Origin of the sequence: Mucilaginibacter sabulilitoris (genome assembly GCF_034262375.1) — a bacterium.
In the GTDB taxonomy this organism is placed as follows: domain Bacteria; phylum Bacteroidota; class Bacteroidia; order Sphingobacteriales; family Sphingobacteriaceae; genus Mucilaginibacter; species Mucilaginibacter sabulilitoris.
In genome coordinates this window covers 6,376,696-6,399,122 of the sequence record NZ_CP139558.1, presented here as the reverse complement: position 1 = coordinate 6,399,122, position 22,427 = coordinate 6,376,696, and the positions used below count along the sequence as shown (strand labels likewise).

The following is a 22,427-nucleotide window of genomic DNA, read 5'->3' as shown; positions in this document are numbered from 1 at the left end:
GTTAGTGTAGATTAAGACAACTCTGTTATTTGCAAAACCCAGAAACGGAAATCTCACTATCATGAAAGTAGTCTATTTTTTTACACACCTATTCATGTTTTTGTCTGGCTTTATTATCATTAGCAATACGATACTTTTCAAATATTGGGATAGTACTACTGTTTCGTGGATTAGGAAAATTGCTGGTATCTCTATAACATTTTACATCTTATATGTAAAAAATGCTTTTTTTTGAGCTTCGAAATCGACATAAATTGGACTACGAGTAAGATGGGCGTTTTAACCTTCTGGCAATCAAATTTTTGCCTGGTTTTAATTTAAATGAGTAAGGAATCTTACCGGAGCCTTTTTTGATGATCTATACTGATCTAAATTTAATTATTTATCCTATGCTAAAGAAAATACTTATCACCGCTTTATTCTTGGGCACCGCTGTACAGGTATGGGCCCAGGAAATTGAGCCGTCTGCCTGGCAAAAGTTCCCTGACAGTACGGTTGTAAAAGTCCACGCGTCGTATGATGATGTAACCGGCATTCACCGCTGGTTGTTTGGAAAGAATTACCGTAAAGAATGGGCCATGCCGGTAAAACTGCCGGTGATCAAATTATCACAGGTAAACGGCGGTCTTACCCCTACCAAAGAAGGCGGCGGTATGGAATCAAAATCCTTACGTCTGGAGGATAAAACCGGCCGCGAATGGGTATTGCGCAGTGTGGAGAAAATACCTGACAAGCTGCTACCCGAAAACTTACGGGGTACTTTTGCCGTGGATTGGGTTGGCGACGAATTTAGCGGTCAGCATCCCTATTCAGCGCTGATTGTGCCACCGCTGGCCAGGGCCGCCCGGGTGCCACATGCCAACCCTGTTATTGGCGTAGTTGCCGCCGACCCGGCATTGGGTCAGTACAGCAAAACTTTTGTGGGCACCGTTTGCCTGCTGGAAGAGCGCGAACCAATAGGTGAGTCGGACAATACTTTAAAGATGGAGCGTGAGCTGGTTAAAAGTTATGCTAACCGCATGGATGGTGAAACGTTTTTACGTGCCCGCTTGCTTGATTTACTTATTGGCGATTGGGACCGCCATGAAGACCAATGGCGTTGGGCAACTGCCAAAAACGGTGAAGACAAGGGAAAAATATACACCAGCGTTCCGCGCGACCGCGACCAGGTATTTCACCTTACCGAAGGGGTGTTCCCATCCATTGCAGCGCTATCATGGATAGACCCTTTACTGGATGATTTTGACGGCGAAATACCAAGGGTAAAATACTCTCTGTTCAAAACCCGTTTTGCCGGCGCTTATCCCGATGCGCAAATGAACTATACCGAATACATGAAGGTAGTGAACGATTTTGTAAAGGCCGAAACGGACGAGGTGCTAGAGGCAGGTCTTAAACGCCTGCCCATTGAAAACTACCGTTTTAGGCACGATGAGTTGTTTGCCAAACTAAAAAAGCGCCGCGATAACATACCTGCTGCTATGAGCCAGTACTACAAATTTGTTTATCGCATAATAGATATACGTGCCACAGATAAGGACGAACAAATAACCATCAGCGATGCCCCTGATAGCGCCATGAGGGTTACCATTGAAAAGCTAAGCAAAAATGGTAAAGACAAAGGCGCTCTGATGGATGTAACCTATCACCCCGGCATCACAAAAGAAATAAGGCTTTATGTATCTGGCGGCGAAGATCAGATTACCGTGAATACGGCCAATACACCCATTAAATTAAGAGTGGTTGATAGCACCGGCAATAAAACCTTTGATATAAAGCAAGCCGCTACCAAAGTAAAGGTTTACGGACCGGTAGATAATACTAAGTTTACGGGCAATGAGAACCGGGTAAGCAAGCATTTTTCGAGCGATACGGCTAATGTGAGGTTTTTACCTACCAATTTGTATAATGTATGGATGCCGCTGGCTACAGCAGCCCTCAATAAGGATGATGGCTTTTTATTGGGCTTAGGCTTTAAATACACCGGCCATGATGGTTTTCGTAAACTGCCTTATTCTACCGTACAGCAGGTAATGATCACCCATTCTTTCGCTACAGATGCTTTCCGTGTTAAATACAACGGTGAATGGATAGACGCCATTGGCAAGGCCGATATCACGTTGCAGGCCTATGCGCAGGCTCCTGATAATACAGTGAACTTTTTTGGCCGCGGTAACGAATCGGTGCTTGACAAGAGCATCAATGATTACCGCCGGTTTTACCGCACCCGTTATGATATTTACCAGGTTGACCCAGCCCTGCGCTGGAAGTTAGGCCGAGGAACTACCATAAGTGCCGGTCCATCATTCCAGTATTATCATCTTGATCCTGCCAGTAATGCCGGACGCCTCATCAGTCAACCATCGCTCATAAACAGTTACGATAGCTTAACCACCAATAAAGATAAGCTTCACTTAGGCGCCCTGGTTAATTTTGAAAGCAACCATAAAGACAACAACATATTGCCAAAAAGCGGCTACTACCTGTTAATCAGGCTGCAAGGTTATGGTGGCTTAAACAATTATTCAAGAGCATACGGGCAAATCAGATCTGAGTTTACCTATTACCAAAAGCTAACCTCAAATGGATCCATCGTACTGTCAGATCGTGTAGGCGGTGGTGCGAGCATCGGCAATGCGGCTTTTTATCAGTCTATGTTTTTAGGTGGCCAGGGTAATTTGCTTGGCTACCTGCAAAACCGTTTCGCGGGTCAGCACATGGTATATAACAACCTGCAGGCGCGGATTAAACTGGCCGACATAGCCAGTTATATACTACCAGGCCAATTTGGACTGATGGGCTTTTATGATGCCGGCCGTGTTTGGATAAAAGACGAACACTCCGACAAATGGCATACCGGTACTGGCGGCGGTATCTTTTTTGCACCTGCCAGCTTAACGGTATTGCAGATTATGGCCGGTCACTCAAGCGATGGCTGGTACCCGTTTATAGGACTTAACTTCAGATTGTAAATATTCGACTGCCAAAGAGGAAAACAACAAAAAGCCTGGTCATTTGTGCCTGTTGCACAAGATGATTAAAATGGCTAAAGATAAAGGGCAAATGACCAATAGGTTGTTTGCCCTTTTCTATATGCTTTGAATAATGCCATCATCAAGCAGATCATCTGAGCAAACAGGATAGCTATTTGCCGATGTAATATCTCAAAAGGGGTAGTTAATGTATCGTTGGGGCTGTTTTTGCCTGGTGCGGGTCTTGCTTTCAGCAATTTTTTGAGATTATACGCCACAGCCGCCATAATCATACATTTATTGGCCAAAGCAATACCTTTTGTATTCACTTTCTTCATAGCAGTAAAGTTGACCAGCGTACCAATTACAGGCTCCACTGTGCCTGCCCTTATTTTTCTCATTTTTTGCCCCTTAGTACTTTGTACACGATGTGCCATTTGTGCGTAGAGTTGTTTAACGCTCGAATCCCTGATCACTTTAATGCCGATGGATGGGTTCGTACAGGTCTGTTTGAAAGGGCAATCTTTGCAGTCCTTTACATTGGTCTTATACAGTTTATGCGTACTTTCTCCCCTTATTCTGAAATGCCGGAAAGTAAGGTATTTTCCTTCAGGGCATTTGTAACGGTCATTTTCAGCCTCGTAAGTAAAACCTGCACGGTCATTTATGAACCCTTTCTTGTTAGGGATAAAGCCCTCTACCTGATGCCTTATCAAAGCTAAAAGAGCAGGCTCACTGCTGTACCCTGCATCTGCAATAACCTCTTCCATCTTTAAGCCGTTATCACTAAGGTTATTTGCTGTATGTTTCAGTACCTCGGTAAAGCACTGACCATCTCCTTTATCAGCGTGGAATGCCTGTATATGTGTAATAATATGATCCGCAGTATCTACAATTACCAATAGCAATTAATTACCTGTTTTTGATGAGTTCATTGTATTAATGTTTTATGCTCCTGTAAAAAACCATAAGCTTTCCGGGCCGGGGAACTGAGCGTTTTTCGCAGTCGATATAATGATTAGTAACGCTGGTTAAGGATTACCCTCTTTAATCTTTTAGGTTATTGAAATAATCCGTTGTTTCTTTGATTATGGATTGCATTAATTCTTTGGCTTTGGTATGTTTAAGTACTGGTGCAATTTGCCCTCCCCAAAACAAAATCATATCCCATTTTCCCTGTTCAATTGCAGCCTTGCGAAGCGATGACATAAATGAGGATTGTAACGGAAAAGGTAAAATCCGGGTTTCTTTATGCAGCAGATCTTTCGCTATGCGGCTGGTTATGCCCCGGCCAAGTCTTCCGGTAAAGGCACGCGATAGGGTGGTGTATTTTGCCGCGTCAGAAAACAGCATTTGCCTGTGTATAGGTAAGGCGTTTGATTCGTCGGTGGCTAAAAATGCCGTGCCTATTTGCGCCGCATCTGCCCCCAATGTGAGGGCCGCAGCAACACCTTTGCCATTAGCTATACCGCCGGCGGCAATAATCGGGGTTTTTATTCTGTCTTTAATTTGCTGCAGCAGCACAAAAGTGCCGGTAACTAACGACTCTGCCGATGCCAGGAACGATGGCCGGTGGCCACCCGCTTCAAAGCCCGAGGCAATGATCATATCAACTCCTGCAGCTTCGAGTACTATAGCTTCATCTAATGTGGTTGCAGCACCTATAGTTGCAATACCAAGCTTACGGCATTGTTCTAATATATCGGCAGATGGCACGCCAAACATAAAGCTAAATACTGCGGGTTTCAGGTGCAGCAGGGCTTCTACCTGGTTTTCAAACCTTGATTTAAATGAGGCAGGTTTTGGTGGCAGCGGGATATTCAGTTCGTCAAAGTAAGGTTTAAATAAAGTACTTGTCTGGTCAAATTGCTCGTCGGTAATGCCATTGTCAGCACCATCATGATCAGATACCCATAGGTTAATATTGTAGGGTTTATCGGTTGCTGCCTTTAGCTGCTTATCTACATCAATAATCTCCTGCGGACTTAAAGTATAGGCGCCATAACCGCCTAATCCGCCAGCGTTTGATACGGTAGCAACCAATTCAACAGTTGAAAGGTTACCTCCGAATGGTCCCTGCAATATTGGATATTGTATGCCGAGTATTTGTGCTGCTTTTGTATTGTACCACATAGCTTTAAGTATTAATTGATTATTCGGTAACGTCGCTTATCATTTTATTGACAATTACCCAGCGGTTGTTTATTTTATGGAACGACAAAAATTCATGATAGTTAAAGTCATACATTTTAACGCGAACCTTAGCTATCGCGATAGAGTTGATCACGTTGATAGTAATGATCTCTCCTTTAAAGGGTTTACCTGAATCTTTAGGACTTTGGCGATTTTTAACACCGTCAAGATATACATCTAATGTTTTGGCATAAGGCTGTCCCTTTACATCGCCAAACAACAGTGTGCCAGCATTAAAGGTAGAGCTTAACAGGTCTACATCACCTTCGTAAATGCTCTTAAAATAATTATCCAATGTTTGTGAGATTGCTAATGAATCTGCTTCTGAATTTTCCATGATATTGTATTTTTTAGAGTGCTTATTTATTGCCTGCCTGCTGTGCATAAAGCAAGCAGCAAGCGATATAAACAACATGATCAGCAAAAAAACGTTTCACGCTTCCGGTTAAATTAATTAGCGTTATGACCGGCACCAAAGCCGCCGTCAACGTTAATAATAGCACCGCTAATAAAATTACTTTTGGCAACGGTGTAAACCATGTGGGCTACATCTTCAACTTCGCCTACCCTGTTAACTAAATGTACCCCTGCGGTTTTGTCAGTGTTATCCTCACCGCCGCTGGCGTGCATAGGAGTACGTATAGTACCTGGAGCAACTGTATTTACCCTTATGTTTTGTTTGCCAAATTCGGCGGCAAGCTGTAAAGTGAGGGAGTGTATAGCACCCTTGCTTGACATTGCCGCCGTAATATCCCAACCACCAATAGCATGATCTACTAATGGTGTACCTATATTAATTATCACACCGTCATGCTGTTTTAGCATTTGAGGGATAGCGGCCTGTGTGGTGAAATAAGTGCCTTTAAGGTTGGTATTTAAAAAGCGGTCAAGGAAAGCTTCATCAACTTCCAGGAATGGTTTGGTTTCAAATATACCTGCATTATTTACGAGCACATCAACCGAACCGAATTTTTCAATCGCTTTTTCAACAAGCTTGATGCCTGTGTTTTTGTCGCTTACGTTGCCTGCAACCATAGCCAGGTTATTACCTGCGCCCAGTTCTTCATAAGCTTTCTGCAGTTTTGCATCAGTTGATGAATTGATAACTACATTGTCGCCTCTTTCTAAGAAATATTTAGCGACGCCTAAACCTATACCGGATGATGCTCCGGTTATTATTACTGTTTGCTTTTTCATTGTTTTATTTTTTATCGGCAGTGATGCCTTTTTCTCTTAGTACTGAAACCTGTTCGCCTGCATAACCCCAGTCGTCCAGATCAATTTCCTGTATTACTACATGTGTTAAATGAGGGTCTTTATTCAAGGTGTCGGACATCAGGTCGGTAACCCCTTTTATAAGTCTTTGCTTTTGCTCGCGGGTAACTCCTTCGCGGGTTAGCTCAATTTTTATGTATGGCATGGCTTTAATTTTTATGCAGTTGCTGATTAAGCAACTGCAGTGATATTTACATTCAAATCAAAATCATTGTAGATCAGGGTATCGCCCAGGTCTTTAAAGAAATTTCCTGAACGGAATTTCATATTGTATTTGGTACGGTCAACCACTATTTTACCCAATGCGCTGATGGTATTGTTATTAGCAGTTAATGCTGCATCAAAGCTTACAGGATGGGTAATAGCTTTAATAGTAAGGTTTCCCTGGATGTGATAATCATTGTCCGTTTTTGGTGTTACGGAAGTGATCTCAAAAGTTGCTTCGGGGAATTTTTCTGATGAGAAGAAATCATCTGAAGCGAGGTGGCCGGCAAACTGCATATTGGTAGCAGGATCGGTAACATCCAGAATTTCAATGCTGGTTGTATCAACAGTAAATTTACCACCGGTAAGTTTACCATTTGCAAGTGTTAATGTACCCTCTTTAACTGCGATGGTACCATTATGCGCGCCGGTTACTTTACGTCCAACCCAGTCAATATTGCTTTTGGCGCTTACGATCTCAAAGTTTTTAGTTTCCATTTTCTTTATGTTTTAAATTGTTTTGCAATTATTTATAACACAAAGTACGGCAGGAAACAAGAGGGTATTACGTGATGTACATCACATAGTAAATGAGGTAGTTATTATGTGATGTACATCACATTTCAGACGTGATATAGCCGGCTCAGGGTTTCTCTTGAAACGCCTAAGTAAGCAGCAATCAGGTGTTTAGGGACAATGTTATATAAAGCCGGGTACTGTTGCATCAGTTCTTCATAGCGGGCTTTGGCATCATTGTTCATTAGCGATAGAAGCCTTTTTTGAGAAGCTACATAGCCCTTGTTGGTTCTCCATCGAAAAAAGTATTCGACCAGGTGTATTTCTTTGCAGATTTTTTCACGGTCATTATTCGATATGCAAAGCACTTCGGCATCGGTAATACAGTCAAGGTTGATGGTAGCTTTTGTATGGCTGTACAGGGCGTTAAAATCCGATGTCCACCAGGTTGGCATGGCAAACTGAAGGATAAACATTTTAATATCATCATTGATAAAGAATGATTTTAAACATCCCGAAAGCACAAAATACTCACAATCCACCATGTCGCCTTCAGAAATAATAGTTTGCCCTTTTTTAAAAGACTGATATTTAAAATGTGAAAAGAAATAGTCAAACTGTTCGTCGGTGAGGGATATCGTTTTTGCGATGTGCTCTCTTAATATTTCTTTAGGCTCCATTTGCCGGCATGATTAATTAATATCAAAGTAAGTAAATTTTGGAGTAAAACAAGGTGATATATCTTATCGGTTAAGTCTATATTTACTTCAGAAAAACAATCATCTTAAATCTGTTTAACCTGAATCTATGAAATTTTTTAAAGCAGTTTTTTGTCTGCTCATCTCGTTTTCACTAACCTGTACTGCTCAGCAAAGCAGTATGTCATCTAAAGGGCAGCCGGTAACGGATACGATATCTGATAGTTATGATAAAATACTTACAAGGCTTGAACAGCAAGCCGTAGATAAGAATACAGATAATTTAGGAACGTTACTTGGTGAAATAGATTTCCGGGTTAAAACAAACAATCTTGCCGATTATGAAGACGGTTTTGTTCCGCACGTTGAGATGGAACAACCGGATATCTCCAATTTGATAGACAAAGATCAAATTGTTATACCAAAAAAAATAACCGTAATAATTGATTATCCATTAACTAACGAATATCGTTTTACGCTGGCTTCTGCAACCGGTTTTACCAGGGAACAGTTGGTTAGGGCAATAAGTGATCATTATCACAAGCTTTACCAGGACGAGGAGGCTTCCGCAACCATAAAAACAATACCAGTTAATGAACGAAAAACTGTATACAACAGAAACCAAACCAATGGTAAATATAGGATTTGGGGGCATGATATAAGCGACCTTGTTTTAGCCAGCGTCCTGGTTTATAAGTCAGCGGACGGGACTATTCTTTTGAGTCTGAACATTGAATCTTAGCTACTGTTACAAACGGTATTTAGATTGCAAAAAGGCCTCCTGATAACTAATCAGAAGGCCTTTTTTACAAATTTGAAATACCAAACAGTTAATAATAATAAACGTTGTTTTGCACATTTGCGCTAAGCTTTTTATCATCTGTAGCTGCGCTCAGACCCTGCAGCCATACAGTATTAATGGTATTTCCAATCAATTTAACATCGGTTAAGGTTACCAAAACGGTATTAGTGCCTGCTTTGCGTATTTCCAGCGTATAAGTGTTGCCGTCAAACTGTTTAAAAAGCGAAGCTTTTTTATAAGCTGTATTACTTGCAATTACATCGCCGCCTTTTATGGCAAGATCAACCGCGCCGGCATCAGGGCTAACATTCACCAAACGTAGCGAGGTTTTTCCGGCATCGGGTTTAACTATCGAATCGGCCAGTAGCACGATATCGGGTTTGCTTACCACGTTGGTTAAATAAATGGTGTAAAACTTTTTGTCGACCAGGCTAATGGTATCTGATTTAAGCTTTTGCGACAGGCCCGACGTTGAAAAAGAAGCGGTACGTTTTCCCGGGAAGGCCCGGATATAATCAAGCCCGTGACCATAGCTTATCGGAAAGGTGTTGGCCTGATTTTGATCCAGAAAAAAATTAACCGGTTGTGCATCCGGCGAAGCATTGATTACCGATATCAATGCGGCGGGTGGTTCTACATAATCACTGTCATGGTTCTTTAAACAGGATGTAAGCAGCCCCGCCAGCAAACACATCATTCCCACTATGCCTGCCCGCCTTTTTAAATTTTGTTGAACGTATTTCATAAACTTGATAATTGTAATAAACTTATATTCAACCTTACGTAATCAGCCGGGGTAAATGCTACAGTACACTAAAAATTTTTATGGCGGCTAAAGAAAATGTTCAGTCATATTTAAAACTTCTTCCTTATTTTAGAAAATACCAAATCATGGAACACGTTAGCGTTTTAGCATAGGGTCAGCTAATCCTTTAACAAAGCGTAATAATAATTTCATCTGTTATAATTAGCTTTTATCCTTATCTTCATGGCGCCTGCCCACAGTTTATTTGTATGCCGATGCCGATAAAAAAAATTGTATTTAAAACGCTTAAAATAAGTGCCATGACATTTGTAAGCTTATTGTTGCTGATGTTTTTGCTACCGTATCTTTTCCCCCAAACGGTAACCAATAAAATAAAACAATGGGCCGCGGGCAGTATAAATGGCAAGCTTAATTTTACAAGCACCCGGCTTTCCTTCTTTAAAAGGTTCCCGTCGCTCACCCTTACTTTAAATGATTTTGAGCTTGATGGCAGCGCCCCCTTTCAAAAGGACACACTGGTTGCCGCTAAAGAAATTTCATTGGCTATTGACCTCTCATCGGTTTTTAAAAGCAAGATCAAGATCAATAAGATCTACCTGAGCCAGTCGGTGATCAACATACAGGTTGATAGCAGCGGTAAGGCCAATTACAATGTATACAGATCGGCAGGAGCAAAGCCCGCCAATGCCGCCGATACCAGCAGCGCTTCGCTGGGTATTGAACAAATATTGATTGAAAACAGCCGCCTGGTTTATAACGACAGGTCGCTGCCCATGTTGGTCACAGGACAGGGTTTTAATTATAAGGGCAGCGGGGACCTGAGCAAAGATATTTTTGACCTGTACAGCCATGTAGAATCTTCGTCGGTTGATTTTTATTATGGCAATAAAGCTTACGTGCACCGTAAAAAGGTAAACGCCGATCTGGTTACCAGCATTAACACCAAATCACTTGCTTTTGCCTTTCAAAAAAATGATCTGCTTATTAACCAGCTGCCGGTTAAGTTTAAGGGGCGCTTTGAGTTCCTGAAAGACGGGTATGATATGGATTTCCGTATCACATCTGACCAAAACGACCTGAGCGATATTTTTACAGCCCTGCCTGCTGAGTATGCCAAATACGTTGATGATACCGAAATAAACGGGGCAGGTAATATACAGGTAGCGCTTACCGGTAAATACATCGCCGCAAAAAATATCATGCCCGACCTTAATTTCAGTATGAAGGTGCGCGACGGTTTTGTAGCCAATAAAAATACCCCGGCGCCGGTAAAAAATCTGTTTATCAATATGGATGCCCACCTGCCCGGCCTTAACCCCGATAGCCTGAAGCTCAATATCGATTCTATTTATTTTAATATTGGTAAGGATTATTTTGGCTCAGTAATAAAAGTACACGGGATTAAGGAACCGGACATCTTCGCAAAGATCAATACGGAGATCAACCTGGAACAATGGAACCGTGCCTTTGGTGTAAAAGCGGTTGACCTGAAAGGTCGCTACTCACTGCACATGGTGGCCGAAGGTAAATATGCCAAAGGCATTAAAAGGACCGGTGGCTTAAGGCCTAAAACAGATACAGTAATTACCAGTATACCCAAGTTTACGCTTCATTCGTCGTTTAGAAATGGCTATTTTAAATATGCAAGTCTGCCCGAGGCCGTTAAAAATATTAGCTTTGATATGAACGCCAATTGCCCCGATCATGATATAGCCCATGCCTCCATGCAGGTAAGCAACCTGAACATGGTTGCCCTTAATAATTATTTAAAAGGGTATTTTAAGCTGAGCAATACCGCCGGGACTTTAATAGACGCGGGTATTAAGGCCAAATTTCACATGGCCGATATTAAACAGTTTATGCCGGCCGATACTGCCATGGATATCCGCGGCGATTTGACGGCCAATGTGCAAACCAAAGGTCGCTACATTCCGGCCCGCAGGATATTCCCGGTTACCAACGCGCAACTCGAACTGAAAAACGGGTACATCCAAACCAAGTATTATCCGCACCCGCTGCAGGATATACAGGTCAGCGCAGATATCCGTAATAATACCGGAAATTTAAAGGGATTGAAAGTTAATATTAAACCCGTTTCGTTTAAGTTTGAAGGACAACCCTTCCTGTTAAAAGCCGACCTACGCAATTTTGACGATCTGGATTACCGCATAGCCTCTCGCGGCCGTTTGGATATTGGCAAAATTTACAAGGTATTCGCGCTTCAGGGCTATGATGTAAAGGGTTTTATCAGTACTAATTTTTCGTTGAAGGGTAAACAAAGCGATGCTACAGCAGGCCGTTATGACCGGCTGGCCAACTCGGGTACCATGAAGGTAAAAGATATTGCCCTTCGGTCGGAGTTGTTCCCTAAGCCGTTCATGATTAAAACGGGGGCGTTCAGCTTTAATCAGGACAAGATGAAATTCGATCAGTTTACTGCCGATTATGGTAAATCGGTTATTGTATTGAATGGAGCGCTGTCAAACGTGATTAATTACGCGGTTAAACCAAATTCGCCGTTAAAGGGTGAATTTAATCTGAGCAGCGGTTTAATTATTGCTGATGATTTTATGGCCTTTGCGGGCACACCAGCCTCGGCAAAGCCTTCCAAATCAAACGGTGTTATATTGGTTCCGTCCAACCTCGATCTTAATTTTACCGCCGATATAAAAAAGGTAAAATACATGGGTCTGCATATCACCGATGCCAAAGGGCAAATGACCATCAACAACGGGCAGATACTGCTTAAGCAAACTGGCTTTACCCTAATTGGCGCTCCTGTAGTAATGGATGCTACTTACGGCAGCACCACCCCTCAAAAAGCGTATTTTGATTATCATATCAACGCCAAGGAATTTGATATACAAAGGGCTTATAAAGAAGTGAAGATGTTTCATGATATGGCATCATCGGCCGCGCATGTACAGGGTGTGGTATCATTAGATTATAAATTGAATGGCAAACTCAACGGCGACATGAAACCTATATACCCATCCATAAAAGGCGGGGGAGTGTTATCTGTAAAAAAGGTAAAACTATATGGCTTTAAACTGTTTAGCGCAGTAGGCAAACAAACCGGGCATGATAGCCTGGCCAAAGGCGATGTTACCAAAGTTGACATTAAAAGCTCCATTGCCAACAACATCATGACCATTGAGCGCACCAAAATGCGCATGGCAGGCTTCAGGCCAAGGTTTGAGGGCCAGGTAGGCCTTGATGGTAAACTTAACCTGCAATTCAGGCTGGGATTGCCACCATTTGGCATATTCGGTATCCCGATGACCATTACCGGCACCCAGGAAAACCCCAAAATAAAGATGGGCAAAGCCAAGAAGGAGGATGAATTGAAGGAGACGACAGATGATGAACAGTAGGGGTGGCTAAAGAATGATAACGGATAATATTTCGACTATAGGAATTAATAAGGCAGGACAGTTATTTATAAAGCCCGAAACAGAATGTTTTGTTCTTATTTGGCGTAGTGCGACCGAAGTACATTGGAATGATAAAGAAGGGTATCTGTTTTCGCCTAAACCAAGAGAATAGTCATATTTGCACTGGTATAAGCATATAATCGGTATTATTAAAGATGAATATGGACGTAAGTTAACTGTAACATCAAATACAAACTGGTTAAGTATTCCTGCTGATCTTCAACAACAAATTATTGAGTTATAATAGTTATAAATCAAGACAATCTCTAAAATCCGTTTAATTCCGGTTCAGAATAACCCTAATATTCAAAAGTTTCGTAATGCTCTACCTGTTCCTCAAAGTCAAGTAAATAGTCTTTGTCATCAGGGTAGTAACGGGCTTTTTCATAGTTTTTCCCGGCAAACTTTTTAATGCTGTTATAGGAGTCCCATTTGGTAACGGTCCAGAAGTGGCAAATGTCACCCGTTATCTGCCGCCAAACCTCTGCCGATAAATTACCGTCGATGTTTTTGTAATCGGGGATACCGCTTTTCTCGAGATAGTCTAAGTAAATATCGGCATGTTCAGCTCTTGTTGTACCATGCCATATACGGGTGATGATTGGTTTCATGTGTTTATCCTTGATCTTCAATAAACAATACTTAAAGCTAAGATAAGTTTGCCTAAAAATCAAGAGGCTGATGCCTACCATCCCTTATCAAATTTCATCCAATAAATATCGCCCCAGCCATCACCAAGGCCGTTAAGTGTGTAAGCCAATCTGCCAATACATCTTGTAATTCGTGCAGATAATTCATCCGCACGAATTGCAAGAAAGATCAGTTTAATTGCCGCTCTCGAGCGTTTTTTTTGCGAAATGGCTCAACAGGAATAACGACGCCCCCAAAATGCTTATATCCTTTATCAGAAATGAGCCAGTTCCGGATGGAGCATAAACACCGTCAAACATGGTAACAGTATCTGGCGTGGTGAGGAAGAATGTGCTTGTTACAAAGAATATGACCACACACAGCATGCTCCCCCAAATACCTACCCTTGGCGAGAAATTACCTGCCAGAATAGCCAGCGCGGCCAAAATCTCCAGTACGCCAATAATGGCCGATGTTGTGTTGATACTGAAAATATGATACATCCAGCTCATGAGCGGACTGTTTTTTACCAGACCGGCAATGCCATTACTTTCGGTAGGTGTAAATTTGGTTGTTCCGATCCATAGCAGGATAATGGCGATACCGATGCTTGATACGATGAAGGCCACATTTTTTTCATCGAGCCATTTGGCCAGTTTTAAAAGTTTCATTTTGCAGTTTATTTTGATGATTAATTATTGCGTTTTGCATCATTAGTCGTATCATCATAAAATAGCTTACAAAATGTTGTTCTTTTTTTCAAAGGTCTTGTTTAGGGGTTTCAAATTGAAGCGATAGTCTGCCACTCCTTTAACATTGCCATATCAACTTTCAAATCACTAAATCATCTTAAATATGCTTTGGCTTTTTAGCCGCAGCATGTTATATTAGCTTATTCTTTTCCTTTTCTCCAATTATAGTATTACCGGTAGCCTGTTTATCAATAACTTCTGTTAAAAAACTGAAAATGAAAAAGGTATCGTTGTTTTTGGCGCTTTCTGTTGTTTTGCTCGGAACATATTTGTTTGCATTTCAAATCAAAAAATTACCGGGCAAAAATGAGATTAGAAGAACGAGATCGGTTATTTGCGGCTCGTTTTCGGCTGTTGATGACGGGATTACCACAGCAAACGGAAAATTCATAGTAAAGTTACCTGGCTGGGGCCATTATAGTTACCATATTTCAACACGTAATGATAGCGCCCAATTTTATTTTGACCAGGGCTTAACCATGTATTATAGTTATCATTTGAAAGAGGCGTTTGCCTCGTTTAAAGAAGCGGCAAGATTTGACCCTTCTTCACCTATGACCTACTGGGGGCAGGCATTAAGCATGGGCCCTTACTATAATGCTGCTAACCTGTACGTTGTACCAAAAGGTTTGCCCGCCGTTTTAAAACAATTGAACGCGACTGCAAATCATGCAACTGAAAAAGAAAAAGGGCTCATCAGGGTAATGAACCTCCGTTATCCTTCGACAAATGAACAAACAACAAATGATAATATGGGGTACGCGAACGGAATGAAGCAGCTGATATCAACATACCCCAACGACCCGGATATTAAAATACTTTACATAGATGCCATGATGCTGATGCATGCCTGGGATTTTTGGACTACTGAAGAATTGCCTAAAGAATGGACCCCGGAACTGGTTGACCTGTGCAAAGGTGTTTTGAAAGCAAATCCTGATCATCCTGGCGCTTTGCATTATTATATTCACTTAACAGAGGCATCCCGTAACCCGGAAGTGGCTTTGGCAAATGCCGAAGCTTTAAAAAGGAATTTCCCCGGCGTAGGGCACATGGTTCATATGGCGAGCCATGTTTATCAAAGAAACGGATTATATTTTCAAGGTGTTGATGCCAATACCAAGGCTGATAAAAGCGTCCTCATATATTATTCAATTGCGAAAAATGTTCCTCTTGCCAAATCAATACCTCACCTGTTTGCTGTAGAAACTTATTGCGCCTTAAGTGGGGGAATGTATGAAAAGGGTATGGATGCCGCTTTACGCTGCAGGAATAGCGTTTCGCCTGCTTCGGAAGATAATTATAGCCAATACTTGTACATGATGCCCGTACTTACAATGGTACGCCTCGGTAAATGGCATGAAATATTGAAGGATAATAACGCGCCGGATCCCGGTTGGACTTATGCGCAGGTACTGAATAGTTTTGCAAAAGGATTAGCCTTCCTTTACACCGGGAAACGGGATTCTGCCAACAGGCAGCTCGAATTATTGCGTAATAAAATTAACGACCCGGTTTTAAAGATCAGGCGAATTCCCTTTAATACCTCTTTGGAGGGCGCCACCATAGCAGAAAATATATTGGATGGTGCAATTTTATTAGATCGGAATAAATATGATGACGGTATCGCGTGCTTAAAAAAGGCGATAAAAGTTGAGGATCATATGATTTATGCCGAGCCTGCCGAATGGCCCATTCCTGCCCGGCAATTTTTGGGTGCTTACCTTTTAAAAAATGGTGATATTACTTTAGCAGAGCAAGTATACAAGGAAGACCTGGTGCATAATCCAGGCAACGGATGGTCATTGCTGGGTTTATATCAGAGTCTTAAAGCACAAAACCGTAAAGAAAAACTTAATTATTATAAGTCGGGATTTCTTCGCTCGTTTTCACATGCCGATGTAGTGCCAGTAGGATCAGTTTTTATGAATTAAAAGTGGGGACTGTAAGGTTAAGTGAATCTCCATAAAATGAGGGAAGAAAATTGATCATGATTTATCTGTTTTTTTTGCTTTGGCGAGAGCTGTAAGATCCTTTTCGGCATGAATATGGAGATCCTGCTGCGGTAGTGGTATAACAATCCCTTCTTTTTTAAATTCGGCGTCAATGGCCATAATAATTTCACTTTTTACTGAAGCACCGTCTTTGTAATCACGCACCCAAAAGCTAACCTTAATATCTATAGCCCCGTTATTGAAATTTTGAAACAGTACCGCAGGTTTTGGGTGTTGATGAATACGCTCGTTAGCTGCAAGCAGGTCAAGTATAATTTGCTGAGGTTTTTGAAGGTCGGTTCCGTGAACAACGCTTAATGCTATCTCCATTTGTCGTTTACTACCCGCCAGCGTCCAGTTTACAAGGTGGGCATTCAGTAAATCACCATTGGGTATAACCATATCCGGACCGTCCCATTTAGATATGATACTGCTCCTGAAACCTATTGATTTCATGGTACCGCCCTGACCGCTTATTTCCACAATATCGCCCACGTTTACCGGCTTTTCAAACGCTATGATAAGTCCGCTCACCAGGTTGTTTACCAATGCCTGTAGGCCAAGACCAATACCCAAACCTAAAGCGCCCATAACAATGGTAATACGCTCCATCGGGAAACCCGACGCTGCCAGCGCCAGGAACAAGCCAATGCTCATGATGCCCACACGAATTAGCAACAGCCAGCTACCTACACCCGCCCGTCGTACCTTACCGGCCGCGGGTTGATCGGTACCTCTGTCTGACGCGAAATAGGATACAATTCTGGAGGTGATTGTGGCTACGGCAATGATCACAAAGAATGACAATAAATTATTAATTGTAAAGGCGTAATCGCCAATATTTCGTTCCCTGAAAAAGAAATCATTTAATGGTGCAGATATTAACGTGAATACATAAAAATTACGGCCAAACAAAATAAACCAACCTATGATCAATAGGAAATATAGCAGTGCGGGAGCCTTTTCGCCTACGAGGTCAAAATTAATGTAGAACAATTTTTTGTCCTGCTTGGTATACACCCTCGAAGCAATACACAGTCCCTGATTGATGAGCCGCACTGTCCAAAGGAATAAAATACCGATGATAACATTTAAATAGCCACCAACAAGCAACGATTTTGAAAGGTTGTACCGGCCGTAAATATTGGCAAAAACCGATGCCAGTTCCAGCAAAAAGGCCAGGCCGATAAAATAAAGGATAAGCTTTTCTTTAAGCTCCTGCTTTTTCCCTTTTATCAGCATAAATAAGCCCGCAGCCACGCCAATTAAAGCAAGTATGAGCATACCCCATCTTTCTGTACGTGAAGCCTGCAAAATAAGGTTATCTATACAACTCACTATAAACAGGCCAAAAAATGTAAGCCATACAATCATCCAGTGCTTTGTAATAAATCCTCTGAAAATAAAGGTGAGACAAATGCTTGATATGATCCAGAATAAACAATTGAAGATAAACGGAGGCTCAATGAAAATAAACTGACCAAGGCTTAGCACAATAATTACAGCCGATAATACAGGGTAGCGCAATACCAATTGACCAGGCAACTCATTAAACGCATCATTTTCATGAATGGCTATTTGCTTTAACGATCTCAGGAACATAGCTGATGCGGTAATGAGCATGAGGAGCAGGAAAACTTTACCCGAATTGTTCTGCGCGTAAAACAGGAGGTTAAGCCTGGCTTTAATATTTGAAAAATGTACTATCTCGCTAAACGGCCTAAAAAAACCAGCCATATCGCCCAGATTTGGAAATTCCCTTTCAAATGTTCTGGATGATAATTCCTTTTGATAGTTCGCAATTTCGTCAAGGCTGGCGCTTAATTTATTGGCTGTTGAGTTTACCTCTTTTTGCAGTTTGCGTATATTGTTTACCGCATACTCCAAGGCCTTGTCCGCAGGGCGTATTTCGCGGGCGACCTCAACAAGCTTTTCGCTGTACTGAACCGCCAGTAAAGAGTCGACCGGGAAATCGAACAGTAACGGATCAGAAGAAAGCGAATCTATCCTATACCTAAAATTAACCAGGCCTTTTTCATAATTATCTATTAAGGTTTTGCGGGCGTTGGTTCTGTTTAACAACTCCAATAAAATTTTTGATGTGGTGGTCAGGTTTCTGAAGGTTTGCGCTGTACCTTTGTTTGTAAAAACGCCATCGCCAACTATTACCTCCCATTTTTTAATTTTTCCAAACTCATCATTTAGGCCCACGGTATCAATGCCGGTATTTATATAAGCATTAGCTTTTAATGTTTCTTTTTTTATGGCCTCAATTAAGGCATCCTGCTTAATGGCTTTTTTCTCACTATTGAAAATAATAATGCTTTTCCTGGTTTCTTCGGGCCCTATCTTTTTCAGGCGGTCAACAAGAGGGTTAACACTGCGGTCAGGTTGGTTTTGCACTGTGTCTGCATTTTTTTGCTGCGCCAGCGCCGAAATGCTGATAAATAAAATGCAAAAAAACAGCGGGCATTTTTTTGTATGGCTATAAACGCGGATCGACTTGCATTCAGTCATAAGGCTTTTTATTAGGATAAGGTAATTTAGATAAAATATCTCAAGAACAGGCTTTATATCAGTTATAAAGCGGCGTTCCGTTCAGTTCAATGCAGTAGTCGGTTATCCAGGCGCCGGCCGCGTCAACATATAAAATATTGGGTTTGTTGTTTTTGTTGATGGTGCCGTTGCTAATCCACTCGTTCACTTTTGCAGGCAGGTATTTGTTGCCGGATGCAGCCAGGTCAGTGATGCTCTGGTTTTTTTTGATAGCGTTGGTGAGCAGCATAATGCCATTAATTACGGGGCTTACCTTATCGTTTTGAAAATCATTACATATCAGGGCAGCTTCATCGCTGCTTTGGGTAAGCTGCCAGTCAAGCCGTATCAGGTCGTTTTTATTTACACCGTCTTTCATCACATTAAAAAACGTTTCTTCGGCGGCGAGCAGTCTGTTGATTTGGTTGGTGGCCGCGTAAGCCCTGCGAAAATTGAGAAATGTTTTGGCCTTATTTGCCATAGAGTTGGAATCAATAAGCTTATCGGCACTGGCATAACCCTCAAAGGTTACAATCACTTTGCCAGCCAGATCATTCAGTTTAATTTGGCTAATGTCTCTTGTCTGATTATTATAGATTTGTTCCCGGCCAAGCGCTCTTGTTATGGAGTCAGCTACTTTATGGGCGGAGGCCTCTGTTGGGCAAAAATGGCTGAATGTTAATATAATGAACTCCTTTTTATTGCGGTTAAGAAACGTTTTAACTGAGTCAAGTATATCTTTAAAACGCTCGCCATAACCGCCACCAACGGCATCGGCCATACAGTCTGACGAACTATGCTTGGTGTAAATGCTGTTTTTAAAGGAGCCTACCCGTAAATCAAACATGCGGATACCGGCATTAAGCTGTTTGCCAATATTTTGAGTTTGAGTGAGTGTGTTGCAAGGGTTAATAGAGCCGGCTTGCGTACCGCCGGTACCGTTTAATGCCGACATGCCCGCATCATGTGAACCTGGAATCACGATATCCTTGAGGGTGAGGTTCCCTTTGGCCGGAAAAAGTGTGTCCTCTATCCAGCGGGCGGGGTTATAATTGGTAAAATAGCTGATATAAAACTTTTGATCTTCGCCTATAAAAGCCATGATAAACTTTTGGGCATCCACATTACAAATAGATACCGGTACAGTGGTTTTAAAGTAACCGGGTAAGGTATGTTGGTCTACAGGTTTACTTTGTCCGTTGTCGGTAGCGTAGTAAATACTGTTATCCTTTTTATTTCCCTTCCACATGTAAAAGCGGCGGGTTGTACTAAACACATGGTAAATGGCAGGCGATACCTTTGTTTTTGCTCCGGAAACCGGCACCTGATCTGTCCATGTTTTAGTCTCCGGGTTATAATCGGTATAATAGATGCCCTGGTCGTTATAATCTTTATAACATACACGTGTGGTATTATTATCATAGAGGGTAGCGATAAACGGGTAATCATCACTTTTTTTGTTGGGTATGGTTTGCAAAATGGCTGGCTTAAGCAGTCCGTTATCGTCGGCGTCAATTATAGCCACTACCATTTCATTTTTGTTATCAGCATGCGATGCGATCATCATGCGGCCATTAATAACAGTTGCCGTAACCCCCAATTTTAATTTAGGTGAGTTTTCAAAGCTTACCGTATTTATAGTTTGGGTGTTAAAAGTAGTATCGCTGTTGTTAATAATGTATTTCAATGTGCCGTCGGTACCCAGCCATAAGGCGTATATGCGGTTATCAACCACCCTTAACACCGGTGCAAAGGCACTTTTTTCATAGCCCGCTGAAGCTTCGTTTTGGGTAAATTTGGTGCCATGCTGCCTGCCCAGGTAGCAAACATGAATGCCGCCTGTAGCGCCGGCATCTTTCCAGGTAACAAAGTAACCACCTTTAAAATTGGTAATATCTATAGCCTTGTCAGTACGGGCATCGGGTAAAAAATTAACAGGCTGGCTAAAGCTTAGGTTTTGCGCTTGTGTTGACTGATCAAAAGTTAATATGCCGAAAAGTATTAAAGTAGCTGTTAATAATTTCATAAAAGCGGGTTTAGATGAGTATTTGTGATTGTAAACACTTGATTTATAAAAAATTAACTGTAAATATTTTTTCTTTAAGGTGAATTTATGATATTTTTATGTGAAAAAACCAGCCTATGTTAAAAACTCTTATCATTTTTTTTTGCACTATATTATTCCTACAAGAGGTGAGCGCACAGGACGCCAACTATTGGTCGTCAAGTTATAATCCGGGAGGCTTTTTAACACCGGGAGCGGTAATAGCATTTAACCGCGATAGCGGGGTGATGTTTCTGAACCCGGCACTGCTGGCGTACAACACTAAAAGTTCGGCATCTATCAGCGGTTCAATTTACCAGTATGGAAGTATCAAGGTAAAAAATGGAGTTGGCAACGGATTTGATCTTAAATCAACATCGGCCAGCATTATTCCACAAATGGTATCGGCAACAATAGCTTTAAAAGGTAAACACCCGTTTACGGTTGGATACGCGCTTACTCATGACCCGGTAATGAGCTACCAGACCACGCAACAGCGCGATTCGCGTTTTAACGTGCTTGATGATTCTTACAGCCCCGGCGACGAGTATTTTCTGGGGCAGTACAAAAAGCTCAATAGTATTAACGAAACATCGGGCATCATTAGCGGAGGATTTAAGGCATCTGATCATCTTGCCGTTGGTATAACGGTGGAAGGGCAGCTGCGCAAGCAAACGCTCAACTCTGATTTTAGCGCAAGGGCCTTGTTTAATACCCCAACCACTACAGATTTGCCGCCAATAGCCGATGTGCAGGAATCATACCTGGCCTCGTATTTTCATATTGGCGTAAGGTTTAAAGGTGGTTTGGCGTATGACGAGGGTAAAAGTCATTTCGGGCTTACCATATCATCGCCACTATTGCATGTGATGGGTACTGCCAATATATTGAGCGATAATGAAGTTAATAACCTGAAAATTGGCTTAGGCGGCGATGTTGGCGATACGATTAATTTCCTGGCCAATGCCAGGCAGCAAAAACTGAAAGCTGTTTATAAAATGCCCTTCAGCATAGGCTTTGGCTATGCTTATGATTATAAAAAAGGTCAGTTGTATTTTGCCGCGGAATACTTTAATAAGGTAAACGAATATAACCTGATTACCCCCCGGAATGAGAATTTTTTAAAGGGCGATGTTGATCAGGATATTTTTGCATCACCGTCAGTATCGCTCAAACTTAAGGATGTTAGGGGGCGGGTATTTAATTTTGGTATCGGCGCCAGTTACCTGCTTAAACCTGATGTAACCGGCTTTGTAGCTGTACATACCGATTTTAATTACGCCAACAATGGTTTATATAAAGACGATGAGGGGTACCTGGGTAATACGGCCTATTATAACATTTATCATTGCCAGCTTGGCGCTAATATTAAAAAGCGCCGGTTTAATTTTCGTGCGGGCCTGCTGTTAGCTTATGGCACAACCAACAATTATCATCAATATGTTAGTTTTACCGACCCGCATGAGAGTAATGTTTTAACCGGCGAAACAATTGATACAAAAGCACGCAATTTTTCGGCTGGCATAATGCTGTCTTATATTCATAATCTATAGGCAGCTTTTGGTTATGCATATAGGGTGTATGCGATGCCAAATTTAATTTTCGCCCGTTT

General features: G+C 41.8%; 18 protein-coding genes. 6 read left to right on the top strand and 12 right to left on the bottom strand.

Annotated features, from left to right (window positions below):
• The first annotated feature begins 389 nt into the window (after positions 1–389).
• Positions 390–2,972, top strand: a complete 2,583-nt coding sequence (locus tag SNE25_RS27000; protein ID WP_321562134.1) for a BamA/TamA family outer membrane protein — start codon at positions 390–392, stop codon at positions 2,970–2,972.
• A gap of 74 nt (positions 2,973–3,046) precedes the next feature.
• Here SNE25_RS27000 and SNE25_RS26995 read toward each other — a convergent pair whose 3' ends face one another.
• From SNE25_RS26995 to SNE25_RS26965, 7 genes are all read right to left on the bottom strand, one after another.
• Positions 3,047–3,880: a transposase gene (locus SNE25_RS26995; RefSeq protein ID WP_321562133.1), complete on the bottom strand. Its 834-nt coding sequence runs from the start codon at positions 3,878–3,880 to the stop codon at positions 3,047–3,049.
• A 139-nt stretch (positions 3,881–4,019) separates the two neighbouring features.
• Positions 4,020–5,105, bottom strand: a complete 1,086-nt coding sequence (locus tag SNE25_RS26990) for an NAD(P)H-dependent flavin oxidoreductase (RefSeq protein WP_321562132.1) — start codon at positions 5,103–5,105, stop codon at positions 4,020–4,022.
• Positions 5,106–5,124: 19 nt separating this feature from the next.
• Positions 5,125–5,502: a nuclear transport factor 2 family protein gene (locus SNE25_RS26985; RefSeq protein ID WP_321562131.1), complete on the bottom strand. Its 378-nt coding sequence runs from the start codon at positions 5,500–5,502 to the stop codon at positions 5,125–5,127.
• A gap of 113 nt (positions 5,503–5,615) precedes the next feature.
• Positions 5,616–6,362 carry an SDR family NAD(P)-dependent oxidoreductase gene (locus SNE25_RS26980; protein ID WP_321562130.1) on the bottom strand — a complete coding sequence of 249 codons (747 nt, stop codon included), beginning with the start codon at positions 6,360–6,362 and terminating at the stop codon, positions 5,616–5,618.
• A 4-nt stretch (positions 6,363–6,366) separates the two neighbouring features.
• A complete protein-coding gene (locus SNE25_RS26975) occupies positions 6,367–6,585 on the bottom strand; it encodes a tautomerase family protein (RefSeq protein ID WP_321562129.1) in 219 nt (72 codons plus the stop codon).
• 26 nt (positions 6,586–6,611) lie between these two features.
• Entirely contained in the window at positions 6,612–7,142 is a 531-nt protein-coding gene (locus tag SNE25_RS26970; RefSeq protein WP_321562128.1) for a YceI family protein, read from the bottom strand.
• 125 nt (positions 7,143–7,267) lie between these two features.
• Positions 7,268–7,840, bottom strand: a complete 573-nt coding sequence (locus SNE25_RS26965; RefSeq protein ID WP_321562127.1) for a Crp/Fnr family transcriptional regulator — start codon at positions 7,838–7,840, stop codon at positions 7,268–7,270.
• A 127-nt stretch (positions 7,841–7,967) separates the two neighbouring features.
• On the opposite strand from SNE25_RS26965, the gene SNE25_RS26960 reads away from it, so the two are divergent.
• Positions 7,968–8,600, top strand: a complete 633-nt coding sequence (locus tag SNE25_RS26960; RefSeq protein ID WP_321562126.1) for a hypothetical protein — start codon at positions 7,968–7,970, stop codon at positions 8,598–8,600.
• An 88-nt stretch (positions 8,601–8,688) separates the two neighbouring features.
• On the opposite strand, the gene SNE25_RS26955 is transcribed toward SNE25_RS26960, so the two are convergent.
• A complete protein-coding gene (locus SNE25_RS26955; protein ID WP_321562125.1) occupies positions 8,689–9,405 on the bottom strand; it encodes a DUF4397 domain-containing protein in 717 nt (238 codons plus the stop codon).
• A 269-nt stretch (positions 9,406–9,674) separates the two neighbouring features.
• Here SNE25_RS26955 and SNE25_RS26950 point away from each other — a divergent pair, with 269 nt between their 5' ends.
• The gene (locus SNE25_RS26950) at positions 9,675–12,800 is read left to right on the top strand and encodes an AsmA family protein (RefSeq protein ID WP_321562124.1); all 3,126 of its coding nucleotides are present in this window, start codon (positions 9,675–9,677) and stop codon (positions 12,798–12,800) included.
• Between the two features lie 13 nt (positions 12,801–12,813).
• A complete protein-coding gene (locus SNE25_RS31960; RefSeq protein WP_407666956.1) occupies positions 12,814–12,972 on the top strand; it encodes a hypothetical protein in 159 nt (52 codons plus the stop codon).
• A 187-nt stretch (positions 12,973–13,159) separates the two neighbouring features.
• Here the strand turns inward: SNE25_RS31960 and SNE25_RS26945 are convergent, their stop codons facing one another.
• Positions 13,160–13,471, bottom strand: a complete 312-nt coding sequence (locus tag SNE25_RS26945) for a hypothetical protein (protein WP_321562123.1) — start codon at positions 13,469–13,471, stop codon at positions 13,160–13,162.
• A gap of 213 nt (positions 13,472–13,684) precedes the next feature.
• Positions 13,685–14,161 carry a DUF417 family protein gene (locus SNE25_RS26940; protein ID WP_321562122.1) on the bottom strand — a complete coding sequence of 159 codons (477 nt, stop codon included), beginning with the start codon at positions 14,159–14,161 and terminating at the stop codon, positions 13,685–13,687.
• Between the two features lie 296 nt (positions 14,162–14,457).
• Between SNE25_RS26940 and SNE25_RS26935 the strand changes: the two genes are divergently transcribed.
• Positions 14,458–16,176 carry a tetratricopeptide repeat protein gene (locus SNE25_RS26935; RefSeq protein WP_321562121.1) on the top strand — a complete coding sequence of 573 codons (1,719 nt, stop codon included), beginning with the start codon at positions 14,458–14,460 and terminating at the stop codon, positions 16,174–16,176.
• Positions 16,177–16,230: 54 nt separating this feature from the next.
• On the opposite strand, the gene SNE25_RS26930 is transcribed toward SNE25_RS26935, so the two are convergent.
• Positions 16,231–18,753, bottom strand: coding sequence for a mechanosensitive ion channel domain-containing protein (locus SNE25_RS26930; protein ID WP_321562120.1), 2,523 nt, complete (start codon positions 18,751–18,753; stop codon positions 16,231–16,233).
• 58 nt (positions 18,754–18,811) lie between these two features.
• Positions 18,812–20,797, bottom strand: a complete 1,986-nt coding sequence (locus tag SNE25_RS26925) for a phosphatidylinositol-specific phospholipase C domain-containing protein (RefSeq protein WP_321562119.1) — start codon at positions 20,795–20,797, stop codon at positions 18,812–18,814.
• A gap of 116 nt (positions 20,798–20,913) precedes the next feature.
• Between SNE25_RS26925 and SNE25_RS26920 the strand changes: the two genes are divergently transcribed.
• Entirely contained in the window at positions 20,914–22,368 is a 1,455-nt protein-coding gene (locus SNE25_RS26920) for a hypothetical protein (protein WP_321562118.1), read from the top strand.
• Positions 22,369–22,427 lie beyond the last annotated feature (59 nt).

Excerpts from the sequence above, each read along its gene's own strand:
- SNE25_RS26925 (WP_321562119.1), bottom strand. The coding sequence starts at position 20,797 with ATGAAATTATTAACAGCTACTTTAATACTTTTCGGCATATTAACTTTT.
- SNE25_RS26935 (WP_321562121.1), top strand. The coding sequence starts at position 14,458 with ATGAAAAAGGTATCGTTGTTTTTGGCGCTTTCTGTTGTTTTGCTCGGA.
- SNE25_RS26930 (WP_321562120.1), bottom strand. The coding sequence starts at position 18,753 with ATGACTGAATGCAAGTCGATCCGCGTTTATAGCCATACAAAAAAATGC.
- SNE25_RS26990 (WP_321562132.1), bottom strand. The coding sequence starts at position 5,105 with ATGTGGTACAATACAAAAGCAGCACAAATACTCGGCATACAATATCCA.
- SNE25_RS26965 (WP_321562127.1), bottom strand. The coding sequence starts at position 7,840 with ATGGAGCCTAAAGAAATATTAAGAGAGCACATCGCAAAAACGATATCC.
- SNE25_RS26955 (WP_321562125.1), bottom strand. The coding sequence starts at position 9,405 with ATGAAATACGTTCAACAAAATTTAAAAAGGCGGGCAGGCATAGTGGGA.
- SNE25_RS26980 (WP_321562130.1), bottom strand. The coding sequence starts at position 6,362 with ATGAAAAAGCAAACAGTAATAATAACCGGAGCATCATCCGGTATAGGT.
- SNE25_RS27000 (WP_321562134.1), top strand. The coding sequence starts at position 390 with ATGCTAAAGAAAATACTTATCACCGCTTTATTCTTGGGCACCGCTGTA.
- SNE25_RS26940 (WP_321562122.1), bottom strand. The coding sequence starts at position 14,161 with ATGAAACTTTTAAAACTGGCCAAATGGCTCGATGAAAAAAATGTGGCC.
- SNE25_RS26985 (WP_321562131.1), bottom strand. The coding sequence starts at position 5,502 with ATGGAAAATTCAGAAGCAGATTCATTAGCAATCTCACAAACATTGGAT.
- SNE25_RS26975 (WP_321562129.1), bottom strand. The coding sequence starts at position 6,585 with ATGCCATACATAAAAATTGAGCTAACCCGCGAAGGAGTTACCCGCGAG.
- SNE25_RS26970 (WP_321562128.1), bottom strand. The coding sequence starts at position 7,142 with ATGGAAACTAAAAACTTTGAGATCGTAAGCGCCAAAAGCAATATTGAC.
- SNE25_RS31960 (WP_407666956.1), top strand. The coding sequence starts at position 12,814 with ATGATAACGGATAATATTTCGACTATAGGAATTAATAAGGCAGGACAG.
- SNE25_RS26920 (WP_321562118.1), top strand. The coding sequence starts at position 20,914 with ATGTTAAAAACTCTTATCATTTTTTTTTGCACTATATTATTCCTACAA.
- SNE25_RS26960 (WP_321562126.1), top strand. The coding sequence starts at position 7,968 with ATGAAATTTTTTAAAGCAGTTTTTTGTCTGCTCATCTCGTTTTCACTA.
- SNE25_RS26945 (WP_321562123.1), bottom strand. The coding sequence starts at position 13,471 with ATGAAACCAATCATCACCCGTATATGGCATGGTACAACAAGAGCTGAA.
- SNE25_RS26950 (WP_321562124.1), top strand. The coding sequence starts at position 9,675 with ATGCCGATGCCGATAAAAAAAATTGTATTTAAAACGCTTAAAATAAGT.